A 15,238-nucleotide genomic window follows, 5' to 3' on the forward strand; every position below is an offset into this window, starting at 1 on the left:
CTTCGCTGGTGAAGGAGCATTCCGGCGCCTACGGCATGGGCATCGACTACGCCGTCACCATGGTTCACAAGGGCGACGAACGCGTCAGCCACGGCAAGACGATCGGCCCGAACCCGGCGAAGTGAGCATCACTGGGTCCCCTGGTTTGTCGCCAAGACGGACCAGGGGACCCGCATCGTCCTGTCAAAACTCGTTTTCATCGGCGCACCGCGGGATCAGAGCTCGCTTCACGCCATGCCAGGTGACACCAGCGTCGACGGTTTCGTTATCGCTGCAATCGAGAATGTCGCCAGGACTCAAGCAATAGGGGGTAGCGGCATACGATGCTGAACATACTTCGCGGGAAAAGCAATTCACTGGCACTGGCGTTCATTTCCGGGTTCGCTGACGCACTCTTCTTCATTCACTTGGGTGGCCTTTTCGTCGGGTTGGTTACCGGCAACGTCGTGCTCCTCGGACTCGGACTGGTCGGTCACGAAAAAGGCGGCCTGCGCGATCTTCAGATCATGACCTTCCCGCTCTTCATGGTGGGCGCGGGCCTGGCCGCCATCCTCGTCGCCTGGATCAAGCCTCTCGAGCGCGCGACATTCTGGACGCTCATCATCGCCGCGGCCGCGTTTGCAACGGCCGCCCTTCTTGCGATCTTCGATGCCGGGCCAGTATCCGCATGCGCCCTTCTCGCCGTCGTCGCTATGGGGATGCTGACGGCGATCGAGCGTCTCGACCCAAGGCTCGGCCCACCGTTTTCGCTCATGACGGGCAACATTGCCGGCCTCGCAGTCGCTGCTGCCCGTCGCGTCATCGGCTACACCGAGAAGCCGGAAGAGTGGGGGCAGTCGCTGACGTCGATCATTCTGGTGTTCGGCTTTGTGATGGGGTGTGCTGGCGGCGCGTTTGCGCAAGTCACGGTGGGCGTTGCGGGAATGCTCTTCCCGGCTCTCTTGCTGCTCCTGGTCGGCCTTTTCTATTCACCGCAAAACACCAAGAAGCCGGGCTGAACGATGGCCGCCGTCGTTTTGCCGCCTCCAAGCGTGATCTCGAAGGGAGGCCAGCCTTGTCCTCGATAGCCGCTTTCAGCCTGCCCCCGCGCGATCGTAACGAGGTCAACCGCGGCTCGACCTCCCTTGAACTGATGTTCGATCTTGCCACCGTCGTGGCGGTGGCCGCCGCCGCCCATGGACTGGCACAGGACATCGAAGCCGGCGAATTCGCGCCCGGCGTCGTCCGCTTCGCCTGCAGCTTTTTCATGGCCTGGCTGGCCTGGGCGAACTACACATGGTTCGCCTCGGGCTATGACAACAAGTCGGCCGCCTTCCGTGTGGTGACGATGGTCATCATGTTCGGATCGCTTACCCTTGCCGGAGGGATCCGAAGCGGCCTCGGCGATGAGCCGCATTGGCTCGTCCTCATCGGTTTCAGCATCATGCGACTGGGCATGATCGCCCTGTGGCTCGGCGCGGCGAACGGGGATCGGCATGCCCGCCCGGCGGCCCTGCGCTACGCGGCCGGGATCGGCGGCATGCAGGTTTACTGGAACACCCTGATCGTCACAGTTTCCCCTGAAGCGCCGCTTTACTTTCCGCTCTTTGCGCTCGGCGCCGCTGGCGAACTGGCCGTACCGCTGCTGGCCGAGCGCGGGACCGCCAGCAACTGGCATCATGGTCACATCATCGATCGCTACAACTCGTTCAATATCATCGTCCTTGGCGAATGTTTTGCCGCCATCGCCTTGATTATCTCGGATCCCGCGACGCCGGAACTAAGGCATTTCTGGTGGGCGGCCCTGTGCTCCATCATCGCGTTTTCGATGTGGGGACTATACTTTGACCGCAACGAACAGCTGCTCAGCCGCAAACCTGGCATCGTTCTGACCTGGGCCTACGGACATTGTCTGCTTTTCGCGGCTGGGGCGGCGACGGCCGCCGGCTTTACGGTGTTTCTTAGCGTCGCCCGCGATGGGACCGTTTCGCAACAGCTTGCCGCTCTCGCCTTTTGCATACCGATCGCGATGTATCTGACCGCCCTCTGGCTGGTCCGCGACCGGGCGTCCAAACATGGCTCGATGCACTGGCTTCTCTTGATCATGGCGGCGCTCGTGCTCGCAAGCAGCACGTTCGCCTCCCACGCTTTGGAATTGATCGCAATGTTGCTGGCGATCACCGTAACGATACGCCGCCGACTATTTCCGGCAAGCCTGCATGCGGGCGGCGAACGCGACTGAAATCGGCGCAAGCAAAGGGTGGAGTAAAAGGATGGGGGATCGGAGGGCGATGTCGTTGTCAGCGACCATTTTTACGCGCATTCAGGGATTTCGATCCTCAATCATGCCGCTCCTTTTTGCATCCGGTCTACTGACGGCATGTGTCGCCGGGCCTGAGCGTATCTCGGTTCCGGCAGAGCAGGCTTCGGCTGTGCAAATCGAGCAGGTGGACCTTGCCCGCTTCTGGGGAGACGAGGTCACGCCCACTCTACGTTCGCTCATTGCGCAGCAGTACACGCAGACACACGATGCGGCTCGCTCAGGGCGTCGCCCGTCCACTGCCGTCAATCATGTCGACTTTCTCGCCATCTCGGGCGGAGGCGCCGACGGTGCGTTTGCCGCAGGATATCTGACAGGCTGGAGCGAGAGGGGCAATCGACCGCAATTCGAGGTCGTGACTGGCGTCAGCACGGGCGCCTTGGCGGCTCCCTTTGCCTTCCTTGGGCCGTCCCACGACCGGGAATTGCGCGAAGTTTTCACGCAGTATGGTGACCGCGATATCTATAGAAATCTCGGCCTGTTCGGCGTGATGGGCCGTGGTCTATACGACAATGCGCCGTTGCGGCAATTGATCGGTCGCTATCTCACCGAAGAAATGGTCGCAGAAATTGCGGCGCAGTACCGCATCGGCCGGCGTTTACTGATCCAAACCACCAACATTGATGCCCAGCGTCCTGTTGTCTGGGACCTGTCCGCGATCGCGGCCAGCACGCGCACCGATCGTCGAGAACACATGATCGACGTCCTGTTGGCGTCTGCGGCCATACCTGCGGTGTTCCCACCGGTTCGGATCGATGTAAGTCTGGACGGTCAGGCCAGGCAGGAATTGCATGTCGACGGCGGGACCGTGGCGCAGATCTTCTTCGCCCCTCCCAATATAGAGCTGTCGGGATATGAGAAGCGCTACTTTGGTCATGCCCGCTCGCGAACACTCTATCTGATCCGCAACGGGCGATTGACGCCCGAGTACGCCGCGACCGAAGAAACAGCGCTCGGGATCGCCCGCCGTTCGATCGAAACGTTGATCAAGTATCAGGCGATTTCCGATCTGGTGCGCCTGCAGCTTCAGACGACGGCCGCCCGCGGTCAGCTTTATTACGCATCGATCCCGGATCAGTTCACACTGAGCCCGAAATCCGAATTTGATCGAAGCTACATGCAACAGCTTTTTGCCGCCGGTCACGACGAAGGCCGTCTTGGGCGGTGGCGCAAGCAGCCTCCGCTTACGCCGGTGCAAGCGGCCGAGCAGCGCAATCCTGGCTGACGTTCGTCAATGCCTGCAGCCTGGATCGCGGGCTGCAGCGCTCCTGGCTGCAGCCGCCGACATCTGCTCAGCTGCCGTCGGTTCCAAAGGCGGCGATCGCCGCCAAATTGACGATGTCGGAATCGCGCGCATTGAGCGGTACGATCTGCACCGATCTATCGAGGCCGACGAGAAGCGGACCCACGACGGTCGAACCGCCGAGTTCCTGCAAGATCTTTGTCGAAATCGAAGCTGAATGCAGGGCCGGCATGACCAGGACGTTGGCCGGACCTGACAATCGGCAGAACGGATACTGCTGCTGCATCAGGTGATGATCGAGCGCAACGTCGGCTGCCATTTCGCCATCATACTCGAAATCCACCTTGCGCATGTCGAGGATCCGCACGGCCTCTTGCACGCGCTCCGAACGCTCACTCTGCGGCTGGCCGAAGGTCGCGTTGGCGAGCATCGCGACACGCGGTTCGTAACCCATGCGCCGCGCGAAACCAGCCGCTCCCTCCGCAATATCTGCCAACTGCTCAGCATTGGGCAAGTCATGGATGGAGGTGTCCGCCACGATAACGCTGCGCCCGCGGCTCAGGGCGATCGAGACGCCGATAACGCGTTGACCCGGGCGCGGATCGATCACCCGCCCGATATCCTCCAAAGCGGATGAGTAGTGGCGCGTCACGCCGGTGACCATGGCGTCGGCGTCGCCAAGCGCCAGCATGCCGGCCGCAAAGTGGTTGCGATCATTGTTGATGAGGCGCTGGCAATCGCGAAGCAGGAAGCCTTTGCGCTGTAGCCGCGCGTAGAGATGCTGGGCATAGCTACCAATGCGAGGCGAGAGCCTCGCATTGGTGATCTCGATGGCGTTGCTGGTAATATCGAGGCCGGCGTTGTTCGCTGTTTCACGGATGCGATCCTCACGACCCACGAGGATCGCCGTTCCGAGCTCCTGATTAACGAATGCGATTGCCGCGCGTACGACACGCTCCTCCTCGCCTTCCGCAAAGACGACACGCTTTGGCTGAAGGCGCACGCGGTCGTAGATGCGCTGGAGGGTCGAAGCGATCGGATCGCGGCGGGCGGACAACTCCTGAGCGTATTTTTGCAGATCGTCGATGTTGCGACGTGCGACGCCGGTCTCCATCGCAGCCTTCGCGACGGCGAGCGGAATTTCTGAAATGAGACGCGGGTCGAACGGTACCGGAATGATGTAGTTGGGGCCGAACTTCGGCCGGTTGCCCTGATAGGCAGCAGCGACTTCGTCGGGCACGTCCTTGCGGGCAAGTTCGGCCAGCGCCTGCGCGGCCGCCACTTTCATGGCCTCATTGATGGTCGTCGCCCTGACATCCAGCGCACCGCGGAAGATATAGGGAAAGCACAAGACATTGTTGACCTGGTTCGGATAGTCCCAGCGGCCCGTGGCCATGATGGCATCGTCGCGGATTTCTGCGACTTCCTCTGGCGCGATCTCGGGATCCGGATTTGCCATGGCGAAGATGATCGGTTTTTTCGCCATCGACAGCACCATGGCCGGCGTCAGCGCTCCCTTGGCAGAAAGACCGAAGAATACGTCGGCGCCGTCCATCGCTTCGGCCAGCGTGCGCAGCTTCGTATTCACCGCATGTGCGGATTTCCACTGGTTCATGCCTTCGGCGCGACCTTCATAAACGACGCCCTTGGTATCGCACAGAATGACGTTTTCCGACGGAAACCCGAGGGACTTGATGAGTTCGACGCAGGCGATCGCCGCCGAACCTGCCCCATTGCAGACAAGACGCGTCGTTTTCATGTCGCGTCCGGTGATGTGCAGCGCATTGATCAGCCCTGCGGTCGCGATGATGGCGGTGCCATGCTGATCGTCATGGAAGACCGGGATATCCATTATCTCGCGCAGGCGCTGCTCGATGATGAAACAGTCCGGCGCCTTGATATCCTCGAGATTGATGCCGCCGAAGGAAGGACCGAGGAAGCGCACACAGTTGATGAATTGCTCAGGGTCCGGCGTATCGACCTCGAGGTCAATCGAGTCGATGTCCGCGAACCGCTTGAACAGGACCGATTTCCCCTCCATCACAGGCTTTGATGCGAGCGCCCCGAGGTTTCCGAGGCCGAGAATGGCGGTGCCGTTGGAAATCACGGCCACCATGTTGCCGCGCGTCGTGTAATCGAAGGCGCGTGAGGGGTCTTCTGCTATCGCCTTGACGGGCTCGGCGACACCGGGCGAATAGGCCAATGAAAGGTCCCGCTGCGTCGCCATCGGTTTGGTCGGCGTGATCTCGAGCTTGCCGGGACGCCCCATGGCATGAAACTCAAGCGCCTCGGCGGCGGTCACCGAGGCTGCGGCGTGGATTCTTTTCGATGACATCAGTTCGTTCCCTTCGCCAATATGAATACGATCGGCAGCGACTGCCGCTAGCGATGCTTGAAGTTGGAAAACCGCGGCACCGGTCGCGGTTGCACCGGCAAGTTCAAGCGCGGGTCAGGCGCTCACGGCGAGCCGCGATGAAACGACGATCTCAGTGCCGGTGGTGGCTCTGACGTCTTCGATCGTCACGGCATCGGCAAGTTCAAGAACCTCGAATGCAGCGGCATCGCCGCGCAGCGGCTTGAAGACGCCGAGGTCCGTGATGACGAGACCGACGACGCCCTTGCCCGTCAGGGGCAGCGAACAATGCGGAACCAGCTTTGGTTGAATGGAGCCCGTCTTGTCCTTTGCGACATGCTCCATAACCACTACGACGCGCTTGACGCCGGCCACCAGGTCCATCGCCCCACCCATGCCCTTGACCATCTTACCCGGGATCATCCAGTTGGCGAGATCGCCATTGGCCGCCACCTCCATGGCGCCGAGGATCGAGATGTCGATATGCCCGCCGCGGATCATGGCGAAGCTGTCGGCAGACGAGAAGAAGCTGGTCGTCGGCAGCGCGGTGATGGTCTGCTTGCCGGCGTTGATCAGGTCGCCGTCCTCATCGCCCTCGAAGGGGAACGGCCCCATGCCGAGCATTCCGTTCTCGGATTGCAGTTGCACGCTGATGCCGGGTGCGATGTGATTGGCGACCAGCGTGGGAATGCCGATGCCGAGATTGACGTAGAAACCGTCCTGCAGTTCTTTAGCGGCGCGCGCCGCCATCTGATCGCGAGTCCATGCCATCGGTCAGTCCTCCTAAGCCGCGGTCCGCGGTCTGGTCGTGCGTTGTTCGATGCGTTTTTCGGGATTGGCGACGTGCACGACGCGGTCGACATAGATGCCGGAGGTATGGATCCCGTCGGGGTTCAGATCGCCAGCCGCCACAAATTGCTCGACCTCAGCGACCGTGAAGTCTGCCGCGGTGGCCATCATCGGGTTGAAGTTGCGGGCCGTGTAGCGATAGATCAGGTTCCCTTCACTATCGCCCTGCCAGGCATGCACGATGGCGAGATCACCGCGCAGCCCCTTTTCCATGACATAGGTTTCGCCGCCGAATTCGCGGGTCTCCTTGCCGTCTGCGACGATGGTGCCAACGCCGGTGCGCGTGTAGAAGGCCGGGATGCCGGCGCCGCCGGCGCGGATGCGCTCCGCAAGCGTCCCCTGCGGGGTGAACTCGAGTTCGAGTTCGCCCGATAGGTACTGCTGTGCAAAGGTCTTGTTCTCACCGACATAGGACGAGACCATCTTGCGGATCTGGCGCGAGTCGAGGAGGACGCCGAGACCGATCCCGTCGACGCCGGCATTGTTGGAGATCACGGTCAGGCCGGTCACGCCGGATTCGCGGATCGCCAGGATCAGGGCTTCCGGGATGCCGCTCAGGCCGAAGCCACCCGAGAGGATCGTCATGCCGTTCTTGAGGCGACCGGCCAAGGCCTCGGTCGCGCTGCTCATTACCTTCTTCACGGATGTACTCCCTTGTCGATGCGCGGCGCTGCCGCTAGCCGTTTGAGGCGAGATGGTCGCGATACCGGATCGCGTTGCGGACGTAGCGCCCAGCGGATGCCTTCAGACGTTCGGATTCCTCGGCCGAAAGCGTCTTCACAAGCTTTGCCGGCGAGCCGAGGATCATCGAGCCGGGCGGGAACGACTTGCCTTCCGTGACCATGGCGCCCGCCCCGACGAGCGAGCCTTCGCCGATCTCAGCGCCATTCATGACGATCGCCCCCATGCCGATGAGCGAGCCGTTTCCGATCGTGCAGCCATGCAGGATGGCGCCATGGCCGATGGTGCAGTCCTCGCCGATCACCAGGGGAAAACCCGGATCGGTATGGAGGATCGCGCCGTCCTGCACATTGCTGCGGGCGCCGACGTCGATCAGTTCGTTGTCGCCGCGCAAGACCGCGCCGAACCACACACTGGCATCCTTTCGGATGCGGATCCTGCCGATGACCTGAGCATCCGGCGCGATCCATCCGAAGTCTTCATCCAGCACCGGCTTACGGTCTTCGAGATCGTAGAGGGCCATTTCACACTCCCATGGTAACTGTGGTCCGATGCGCGGGGCCGCCGTCGCCGCGGCCCCACCGCCGTCAGATCTTCGAGGCGAGTTCCGGGGTCGCAATGACATCCAGGTCGTCGACGGCCTGGCTATCGGCGAGCGGGCTGCCGGCAAGCACCGCCTGGAGACGGGCCTCATCGAGTTCGCCCTCCCACTTCGCCATGACGATCGCCGCAACGCCATTGCCGATCATGTTGACGAGGGCGCGTGCCTCGCTCATGAAGCGATCGATGCCGAGGATGAGCGCCATGCCGGCCACCGGGATTGCCGGCACCACCGAAAGCGTGCCGACAAGGGCGATGAAGGAGGCGCCGGTGACGCCCGATGCACCCTTGGAGGTGAGCATGGCGACCCCGAAGATTGCCAACTGCTGACTGAGCGAAAGGTCCGTATTGGTCGCCTGAGCGACAAACAGGGCTGCGAGCGTCATGTAGATGGACGACCCGTCGGTGTTGAATACGTAACCGGTCGGCACGACCAGACCGACGACGGGTTTGGCCACACCGGCATTCGTCAACTTTTCCATGAGGCTCGGCAGCGCTGAGTCGGACGACGAGGTGCCGAGCACGATCAGGATCTCTTCCTTGATATAGGCCAGGAACTTGATGATGCTGAACCCGGTCCACCAGGCGATCAGACCGAGGACACCAAGCACGAAGATGATGCTGGTGAGATAGAAGGTGCCGATCAGGAAGGCTAGCGGTCCGAGCGACGACACGCCGTATTTGCCGATGGTGAAGGCCATGGCGCCGAACGCGCCGATGGGGGCGAGGCGCATGATCGCATTGATGGCACCGAACACGAGATGCGAACCGGCCTCGATGACATCGCGGATCGGCTTGGCGCGATCGCCGAGATGCGACAGGACATAGCCGAACAGAACCGAGATCAGCACGACGGGCAGGATATCGCCCTGCGCGAAAGCGTCGACCACGGTCTTCGGCACGATGTTCATGAGGAATTCGGTGACGGATTGCTCCGCCGCCTTGCCGGCATAGACATTGACGGCGTCGGCATCGAGGGTGGCGGGGTCGGCGTTGAAGCCGGCGCCGGGCGTGAGCACGTTACCGATCACCATGCCGATGGCGAGCGCCAGAGTCGAGACGACCTCGAAATAGAGAAGGGCCTTGCCGCCGACGCGGCCGACCTTCTTCAGGTCGTTCATGCCCGCAATGCCCGAGACCACGGTACAGAAGATGACCAGCGCGATCACCATCTTGATCAATTTGATGAAGGTGTCCCCAAGGGGCTTCATCTCGATGGCCGTTTCGGGCCAGAAATGACCAAAGACGATCGCGATCGCGATGCCGATCAGAACCTGTATGTAGAGTATCTGATACCAAGGCTTGCGCGGCTTTGGCGTGGTGGAAGCATGCGTCATGAAAGGTCCTCCCTTCGGAACGAGCAGGATTGCCGCGACGGGCAACCCGTCACGTGAACTGGCATCGAATTTTCGAGATAGCGGCCGCTTGCCTTACGGCGGCTGGGTCGTCGGCATCACCAAGAGGATCGTTGCCGGCCGGTCCGTCGCATTATAGAGCTTCCGGCTTTCCGCCGGTGCAATGCGGCAGGAATCCCATGGCTGCAAAACGACCTCCTCGTTGCCGTTCGAAACCGTGACCTTGCCGTCGAGAACGACGTAGAGTTTTTCGACGGGCGAACTGCTAAGGGTCGTGCCGCCGCCGGGCTCCAACGTCGACACTCCGAGCCAGGCCGTATCGGACGGCCCGGCCTCGAGACCCTGCAGGCGAACCATCCTCATCTTGTCGTGGCCCGGCGCCTGGTAGGGCGGAGCGTCCGTGAACTTGACCACGTGCACGGCCTCACGCTCCCGGAACGAGCACGATGCGGTCGCGCGAGGACGCCATGACGGCCTGATAGGCTTCGTGGGCGTTCTCGAACGAATAAATCGCGGTTTCTACAATGGGAAACGGCTTGAGCTTGCCGGCGGCAAAGCCCGGCGCCATTTGTTTGAGGATCGCGCCCGTCTCGACCGAGTTCAGCGAAATCGTGTCGATGCCGACATAGGTGTGCTGCCTCTTGTAGAAGGCAAGCAAGTCAAAGTTGACGAAACGGTCGATCGCCGAGATGAAGATCGCCCGGCCCCGCACCGCAAGCGACTTCTGGCCGATCTCGTAGAACGGGTCGCCGACCGTGTTGTAGACGATATCGGCGCCCTTTCCGTCGGTCAGTTCGCGAACTCGCGCCGGCACATCCGTCTTGTCGGCGGCAATGACCTCGATCGGCGCATTGGCGTGCCCCTGATAGGCCTCGTCCCGGCGCACGACGCCGATGACGCGCGCCCCTCGCCAGGTTACGATCTGGGCCGCCGCCTGCCCGACCTTGCCGTTGAGGCCGAGAATGAGCACGGTCTCGCCGGCTGCGGGCAATCCGGCCCGTTGCAGACCCTGCCAGGCCGTGACGAAGGGCACGCCGATCCCTGCGGCCGCCTTGATGTCGATGCCGTCGGGAACTTCGACGACGGCGTCGGCCTCGACGATCATGTGGCTCGCCTGCGCACCGTCCAGCCGGATGCCGAGGTCACCGGACGAACCGAAGACTCGCTTTCCAATCAGCTCCTGGGGCCCCGCCACTACCTGGCCCGCGAAATCGCGGCCAGGCGTTCGCGGAAACACCGCATAGGGCATCAGGCCCGTTGCCGCCTTGGCATCGGAGGGATTGACGGCCGCCGCATGGATTTCGACGAGCACCTCGCCTGGCCGAAGAGGCCGCAGCGGATGCGTCTCGATGGGGAGCTCGATCGCGTCGTAGCTCGGCGCCTTGGCATGGAGACGCAGGCCCCGCACCGTCGATGCCGCTTTAATGTTCAAATCTTCGTTGTTCATCATCAAGGCCTCCTGTCACGCAGCTTCGCGCAAGCCGAGAATGCGGCGCGCTTCGGATGGATTGGCGATCTGGGCCCCCAGATCTTCGGCGATGCGGCGCGCTTTCTCGACGAGGGCCGCATTGGAGGGCGCAAGTACGCCGCGTTCGATATAGACGGCGTCTTCGAGCCCGACCCGGACATGGCCGCCGGCCAGATAGGACTGGGCGACCATCTGGAAGGCCGAGCGGCCGATGCCGATGGCGGTGAAGGCGGCGTCGGCCGGCAGCAGCCCGCGGGCATAGAGCACGGTCTCCGGCGACGGCTGGAAACCGTACTTCACGCCCATCACGAAGGAAGTCAGGAGCAGTCCCTTGAACGTGCCGTCGGCGATCAGGTCATGAAGCAGGGCGATATCGCCGGAATCGAACAACTCGATCTCTGGCTTGACGCCGGCGTCAGCGATCACCTTCGCCATGCGGCGGACATTGGCCGGCGTGTTGATGACCACCTGTCCGCCCGAATTCATAGTGTTGAGATCGAGCGTGCAGATATCGGGTTTCAGCGCGACGATATGCTCGACACGGAGCTCCGGCACCATCAGCGTCGTACCCTCGCCCGCGATCTTCGGATCATGCTCTGACGGTACGAAGCGGCCGCCCGGCCCCGTTGTCAGGTTGATGATCAACTCGGAATTCTTCGCACGGATGCGATCGAGCACCTCGCGGTAAAGATCGAGTTCCATCGACGGACGCCCGGTCTTGGGATCGCGGACGTGGATATGGGCGATAGCCGCCCCGGCATCTGCCGCTTCCAGCGCGGAATCGGCAATCTGCTTTGGCGTGATCGGCAAATGCGGCGTCTGCTCCGGCTGGGTAATATTGCCGGTGATCGCGCAGGTGATGAACACTTTCGACAGCGGTGCGCGTGTCATGGTTTCCTCCCGTTTACCTGGCTAGAGCATCCCGCTCTCAAGTGGAATCACTCGAAGCGGAAAGATGCTCTAGAATCAAAGTGCGCGTCCTTTGTGCGTTCGTCTGAACGCACGGCGCTCTAGAGCGCCCGGCCGCCGTCGACTTGGATGATATGCCCGGTAGAGTAGCGGAGCATGGTGGCGCAGGCGGTGATCGCCGCGGCAATGTCTTCGGCGGTGCCGATGCGCTTCAGCGGCGTCGAGGCCTTGACCTTGTCGTTAAAGTCGGCGCCGCGGCCCGGAACAAATTCGGTATCGACGACGCCCGGCGAGACCGCCAGCACCCGGATTTCCGGCGCAAGCGCCCGCGCCAAAGCCTTGGTCATGACGTCGATGCCGGCCTTCGCCGCACAATAGGCGATGGATGAACCGACAGCGGTGAAGGAGGCGATCGAGGAGATCGACACGACCAGTCCGTCGCCAGATGCCTTCAGCAGCGGCGCAAAGGTACGGATGGTCGCGAACTGGCCGCGCCAGTTGACTTGCAACATGAGGTCGATGAGTTCGTCGGTGAGCCCATCGAGGTCGGCATGCGGGACGGGTTTGGTGAAACCGGCGGCATTGACCAGGATGTCGAGGCGGCCGTGTTTCTGTTCAAGCGTCGCGCGAAGCGCGATGAGTGAAGCCGTGTCGACGACATTCGCCACATAGGCGGCGTGAGGCGCGCCGAGTTCCTTGATCAACGCTTCGGCCGCCAGCGTATCACGCTCCGTGTCCATATGCGTGACGACGATCGTCGCTCCTGCCGCTGCGAGCATGCGGCTGGTTGCGGCGCCGATGGCGCCGGCGCCACCGACGACGAGTGCAACCTTGCCTTCGAGCGAACGGGGATAGGTTTCGCGTTTCAGCTGTTCTGTGTTCGACATGAGATACATCCGTTTTCTTATGTTGGGGTCAGCGGATCGGCGGAGCCGGAAGCTTGGCTTCGCCGCATTCCATCACGAATTCATAGGCAAGCCGGTACCAGGGGCCGGTCACATCGGCAGCCGGCGGCGCGCCGGCGCCTTGCGTGAAATCGCCGATCAGGTGGCGGGTGACGCCGAACACCACATCGCTTTCCAGATGCTCGTCGTCATCGACGAATATCTGGGTGATGAGGGTTTTGTAGCCCGGCTTGAAGCAGAGGAAATGCAGGTGCGCCGGGCGGTAGGGATGGCGCAGTTGCGCGCGCAGCAACTCGCCCACCGGCCCGTCGGTCGGCACCGGATAGCCCGCGGGCTTCACCGAGCGGAAAGAAATGCGACCCTGCGCATCGGTCCGGAATTTGCCGCGCAGGTTCATGTTTGCCTGGTCCGGGTCCTGGTTCTCGTAAAGGCCGGCTGGAGACGCCTGCCAGACGTCGATCTCGACGCCTTCGATCGGCTTGCCGTCGGGATCGGTGATGCGGCATTCAGCGAAGAGGGCCGGGCCGGGCGTCTGCGAGCGGATGATCGAACCACCGTTTTCGGTCGACGGCGAATGCATCCGCCAGAAGGGCCCGAGCAACGCCGCGGCGGTTTCCGTCGCGCCGTTCTGGCCGTTGTTCAGCAGGCAGACCAGGGTGGAAAAGCCGAGCGCATCGGAGAACAGCACGCCCTCATTGTGAGCGTCGTTGGTCGCCTGTCCTATCCGGTTGAGGAAATCGATCCCCTGCTCGAATTCATCCTCGCTGAGGCGGACTTCGCGGGCGAAGGCATGCAGATGCTTGACGAGCGATTCCATGATTTCTCTGAGGCGGGCGCTGGTCGCTCGCGACATCGCGTCGAGCACCACTCCCGTCACCTCCGCCTGATTTCCGATAACGTGGATGGGCCTAGCTTTCGTCTCTGCTGCGTCCATGGGATCTCTCCAACTATGCAATCGATTGCATATCCTTTAACGCAATCGATTGCATAATGTCAAGAGCATGAAGGAATGCTTTTTTATCGGGGACTCAAACAGAGGTTCGCTTCCCGTAAAGACCCGGATTCGCATGCAGGCGGCGCACGCCAGCGCTGTCCATATCGCTGAGGCAAGACGCGGCTCGCCCCAGAGACCACGCGCGCGGTACGGGATTCGATCTCGTGCAACGAAGCGGGAAGCGGTCATGCAGCTGATCGCGCGGGCGTGCGCCGATCGCCGTCGACGAACGCGGTCACAGCCGACCAAATCCAATTGCTTTCGGCAAAATGCCGCCTTTGCGTTCAAGCCGCCGGCAAGCCGGACCGCTATCTTATCCAGCTGTGAGCTATTCCCTGGAGTAAAAGAAATGACGCCCATTCCCCTTCTGACACCCGACGAGCCATTGCTCCTGATCGTCGACCAGCAGGCTGGACTCGCCTTCGGCGTGGGATCCGGCGATCGCCAGTTGCTGGTCGGAAACACAGTGGCTCTTGCCAAAACTGCGCGCGTTTTCAACCTGCCGATCGTCGTGTCGACCTCCGCATCCAAGGTCTATAGCGGCCCCCTGATGCCGATGATCAGAAGCGTCATCCCAGACGTTCCGGTGATCGAGCGGCGCAACATGAATGCCTGGGAGGACGACGGCGTTCGTGACGCGGTCGTCAAAACCGGCCGCCGCAAGCTCGTCGTCTCCGGTCTCTTGACCGAAGCATGCGTCTCCTTCCCCGTTCTTTCCGCGCTTGCTGATGGTTATGAGGTCTTCGTCGTAGCCGACACATGCGGCGGCATCACCGCGGAGAGCCACGCCCTTGCGTTGCGAAGGATGGAGAAGGCAGGCGCGACGATGACGTCCTGGCTGCAGCTTCTCCTCGAGCTTCAGCGGGACTGGACGCGCAAGGAGACCTACGATGGTGCCCGGGCGATCGTAGAAGCGCATGCGGGCGGATACGGGATCGGACTTGCCTATGCGCGTGACATGATTCACCCGGTTTGATCAGATGGGACGTTGCGCGGGTGCCTCTCTGGACTTGCCCCGGCATCCAAGGCCCAGGACCAGCGAGCAACCGCGACCCACCCGCCCTGGCATCCGAGAGATCAATCGACGGAGTTCGGGGCTCACCAACCCAACCTTTGTTTCATTTTACGCAATTCAATCGAAATCATTATTGCAATTCAGCAGCGCAACCCGGTCGGCTACACCTGTTCTCACCAAACCAGTTCACCCCAGACCGGCCAAGGCCGGGCACCGACGCCCCGCTTGCCAACCAGCTCAAAGAGGAGAAAGCCCATGTCCAGCAAACTCGAAGTCCTGACCCCCCAGAACAGCCAACTGATCTTCATCGACCAGCAGCCGCAGATGGCCTTCGGCGTTCAGTCGATCGATCGGCAGGTGCTGAAGAACAACGTCGTCGGTCTCGCCAAGGCCGCAAAGGTCTTCAACATTCCAACGACCATCACCACCGTCGAAACCGAGTCCTTCTCCGGCCACACCTATCCCGAACTGCTCGCCGTCTTCCCGGAAAACGACATTCTCGAACGCACCTCGATGAACTCCTGGGACGATCAGAACGTCCGCGACGCGCTCGCCAGGAATGCCGCC

General features: G+C 62.0%; 14 protein-coding genes and 2 pseudogenes. 6 read left to right on the plus strand and 10 right to left on the minus strand.

Annotation, left to right across the window (positions count from 1 at the left end):
• The 4 genes and pseudogenes from IB265_RS36045 to IB265_RS36060 form a co-directional block, all read left to right on the plus strand.
• Positions 1-125 (plus strand): annotated as a pseudogene (locus tag IB265_RS36045) (hydrolase); the annotation flags it as partial.
• A gap of 198 nt (positions 126-323) precedes the next feature.
• Positions 324-998: a DUF1275 family protein gene (locus tag IB265_RS36050; RefSeq protein WP_192496209.1), complete on the plus strand. Its 675-nt coding sequence runs from the start codon at positions 324-326 to the stop codon at positions 996-998.
• A gap of 56 nt (positions 999-1,054) precedes the next feature.
• On the plus strand, positions 1,055-2,221 hold the full coding sequence (locus IB265_RS36055) for a low temperature requirement protein A (RefSeq protein WP_192496210.1): 1,167 nt from the start codon (positions 1,055-1,057) through the stop codon (positions 2,219-2,221).
• 55 nt (positions 2,222-2,276) lie between these two features.
• Positions 2,277-3,524: a patatin-like phospholipase family protein gene (locus tag IB265_RS36060; protein WP_192496211.1), complete on the plus strand. Its 1,248-nt coding sequence runs from the start codon at positions 2,277-2,279 to the stop codon at positions 3,522-3,524.
• A 67-nt stretch (positions 3,525-3,591) separates the two neighbouring features.
• Here IB265_RS36060 and IB265_RS36065 read toward each other — a convergent pair whose 3' ends face one another.
• The 10 genes from IB265_RS36065 to IB265_RS36110 form a co-directional block, all read right to left on the minus strand.
• Positions 3,592-5,877, minus strand: a complete 2,286-nt coding sequence (locus tag IB265_RS36065) for an NADP-dependent malic enzyme (protein WP_192496212.1) — start codon at positions 5,875-5,877, stop codon at positions 3,592-3,594.
• A 114-nt stretch (positions 5,878-5,991) separates the two neighbouring features.
• Positions 5,992-6,666 carry a 3-oxoacid CoA-transferase subunit B gene (locus IB265_RS36070; RefSeq protein WP_057252202.1) on the minus strand — a complete coding sequence of 225 codons (675 nt, stop codon included), beginning with the start codon at positions 6,664-6,666 and terminating at the stop codon, positions 5,992-5,994.
• A 12-nt stretch (positions 6,667-6,678) separates the two neighbouring features.
• The gene (locus IB265_RS36075; RefSeq protein WP_112996840.1) at positions 6,679-7,374 is read right to left on the minus strand and encodes a CoA transferase subunit A; all 696 of its coding nucleotides are present in this window, start codon (positions 7,372-7,374) and stop codon (positions 6,679-6,681) included.
• Between the two features lie 46 nt (positions 7,375-7,420).
• Entirely contained in the window at positions 7,421-7,948 is a 528-nt protein-coding gene (locus tag IB265_RS36080) for a gamma carbonic anhydrase family protein (RefSeq protein ID WP_057252200.1), read from the minus strand.
• A 64-nt stretch (positions 7,949-8,012) separates the two neighbouring features.
• Positions 8,013-9,362 carry a dicarboxylate/amino acid:cation symporter gene (locus IB265_RS36085; protein WP_192496213.1) on the minus strand — a complete coding sequence of 450 codons (1,350 nt, stop codon included), beginning with the start codon at positions 9,360-9,362 and terminating at the stop codon, positions 8,013-8,015.
• A gap of 93 nt (positions 9,363-9,455) precedes the next feature.
• Positions 9,456-9,800: a cupin domain-containing protein gene (locus IB265_RS36090; protein ID WP_057252198.1), complete on the minus strand. Its 345-nt coding sequence runs from the start codon at positions 9,798-9,800 to the stop codon at positions 9,456-9,458.
• Between the two features lie 4 nt (positions 9,801-9,804).
• A complete protein-coding gene (locus IB265_RS36095) occupies positions 9,805-10,830 on the minus strand; it encodes a zinc-binding alcohol dehydrogenase family protein (RefSeq protein ID WP_246806170.1) in 1,026 nt (341 codons plus the stop codon).
• Between the two features lie 12 nt (positions 10,831-10,842).
• Entirely contained in the window at positions 10,843-11,739 is an 897-nt protein-coding gene (locus tag IB265_RS36100) for a 3-keto-5-aminohexanoate cleavage protein (protein ID WP_192496214.1), read from the minus strand.
• Positions 11,740-11,858: 119 nt separating this feature from the next.
• The gene (locus tag IB265_RS36105; RefSeq protein ID WP_057252208.1) at positions 11,859-12,644 is read right to left on the minus strand and encodes an SDR family NAD(P)-dependent oxidoreductase; all 786 of its coding nucleotides are present in this window, start codon (positions 12,642-12,644) and stop codon (positions 11,859-11,861) included.
• Positions 12,645-12,672: 28 nt separating this feature from the next.
• Complete coding sequence (locus IB265_RS36110; protein ID WP_192496215.1) at positions 12,673-13,596, minus strand: dioxygenase; 924 nt, start codon at positions 13,594-13,596, stop codon at positions 12,673-12,675.
• Positions 13,597-14,005: 409 nt separating this feature from the next.
• On the opposite strand from IB265_RS36110, the gene IB265_RS36115 reads away from it, so the two are divergent.
• Both IB265_RS36115 and IB265_RS36120 read left to right on the plus strand, forming a co-directional pair.
• Positions 14,006-14,632 carry a hydrolase gene (locus IB265_RS36115; protein WP_057252195.1) on the plus strand — a complete coding sequence of 209 codons (627 nt, stop codon included), beginning with the start codon at positions 14,006-14,008 and terminating at the stop codon, positions 14,630-14,632.
• Between the two features lie 294 nt (positions 14,633-14,926).
• Positions 14,927-15,238 (plus strand): annotated as a pseudogene (locus tag IB265_RS36120) (isochorismatase family protein); the annotation flags it as partial.

Origin of the sequence: Ensifer sp. ENS10, assembly GCF_014852025.1 — a bacterium.
Taxonomy (GTDB): domain Bacteria; phylum Pseudomonadota; class Alphaproteobacteria; order Rhizobiales; family Rhizobiaceae; genus Ensifer.

What these genes read in the sequence shown, in the direction of transcription:
- IB265_RS36065 (WP_192496212.1), bottom strand. Translation starts at nt 5,877, where the DNA reads ATGTCATCGAAAAGAATCCACGCCGCAGCCTCGGTGACCGCCGCCGAG.
- IB265_RS36080 (WP_057252200.1), bottom strand. Translation starts at nt 7,948, where the DNA reads ATGGCCCTCTACGATCTCGAAGACCGTAAGCCGGTGCTGGATGAAGAC.
- IB265_RS36075 (WP_112996840.1), bottom strand. Translation starts at nt 7,374, where the DNA reads ATGAGCAGCGCGACCGAGGCCTTGGCCGGTCGCCTCAAGAACGGCATG.
- IB265_RS36115 (WP_057252195.1), top strand. Translation starts at nt 14,006, where the DNA reads ATGACGCCCATTCCCCTTCTGACACCCGACGAGCCATTGCTCCTGATC.
- IB265_RS36085 (WP_192496213.1), bottom strand. Translation starts at nt 9,362, where the DNA reads ATGACGCATGCTTCCACCACGCCAAAGCCGCGCAAGCCTTGGTATCAG.
- IB265_RS36095 (WP_246806170.1), bottom strand. Translation starts at nt 10,830, where the DNA reads ATGATGAACAACGAAGATTTGAACATTAAAGCGGCATCGACGGTGCGG.
- IB265_RS36110 (WP_192496215.1), bottom strand. Translation starts at nt 13,596, where the DNA reads ATGGACGCAGCAGAGACGAAAGCTAGGCCCATCCACGTTATCGGAAAT.
- IB265_RS36105 (WP_057252208.1), bottom strand. Translation starts at nt 12,644, where the DNA reads ATGTCGAACACAGAACAGCTGAAACGCGAAACCTATCCCCGTTCGCTC.
- IB265_RS36070 (WP_057252202.1), bottom strand. Translation starts at nt 6,666, where the DNA reads ATGGCATGGACTCGCGATCAGATGGCGGCGCGCGCCGCTAAAGAACTG.
- IB265_RS36100 (WP_192496214.1), bottom strand. Translation starts at nt 11,739, where the DNA reads ATGACACGCGCACCGCTGTCGAAAGTGTTCATCACCTGCGCGATCACC.
- IB265_RS36050 (WP_192496209.1), top strand. Translation starts at nt 324, where the DNA reads ATGCTGAACATACTTCGCGGGAAAAGCAATTCACTGGCACTGGCGTTC.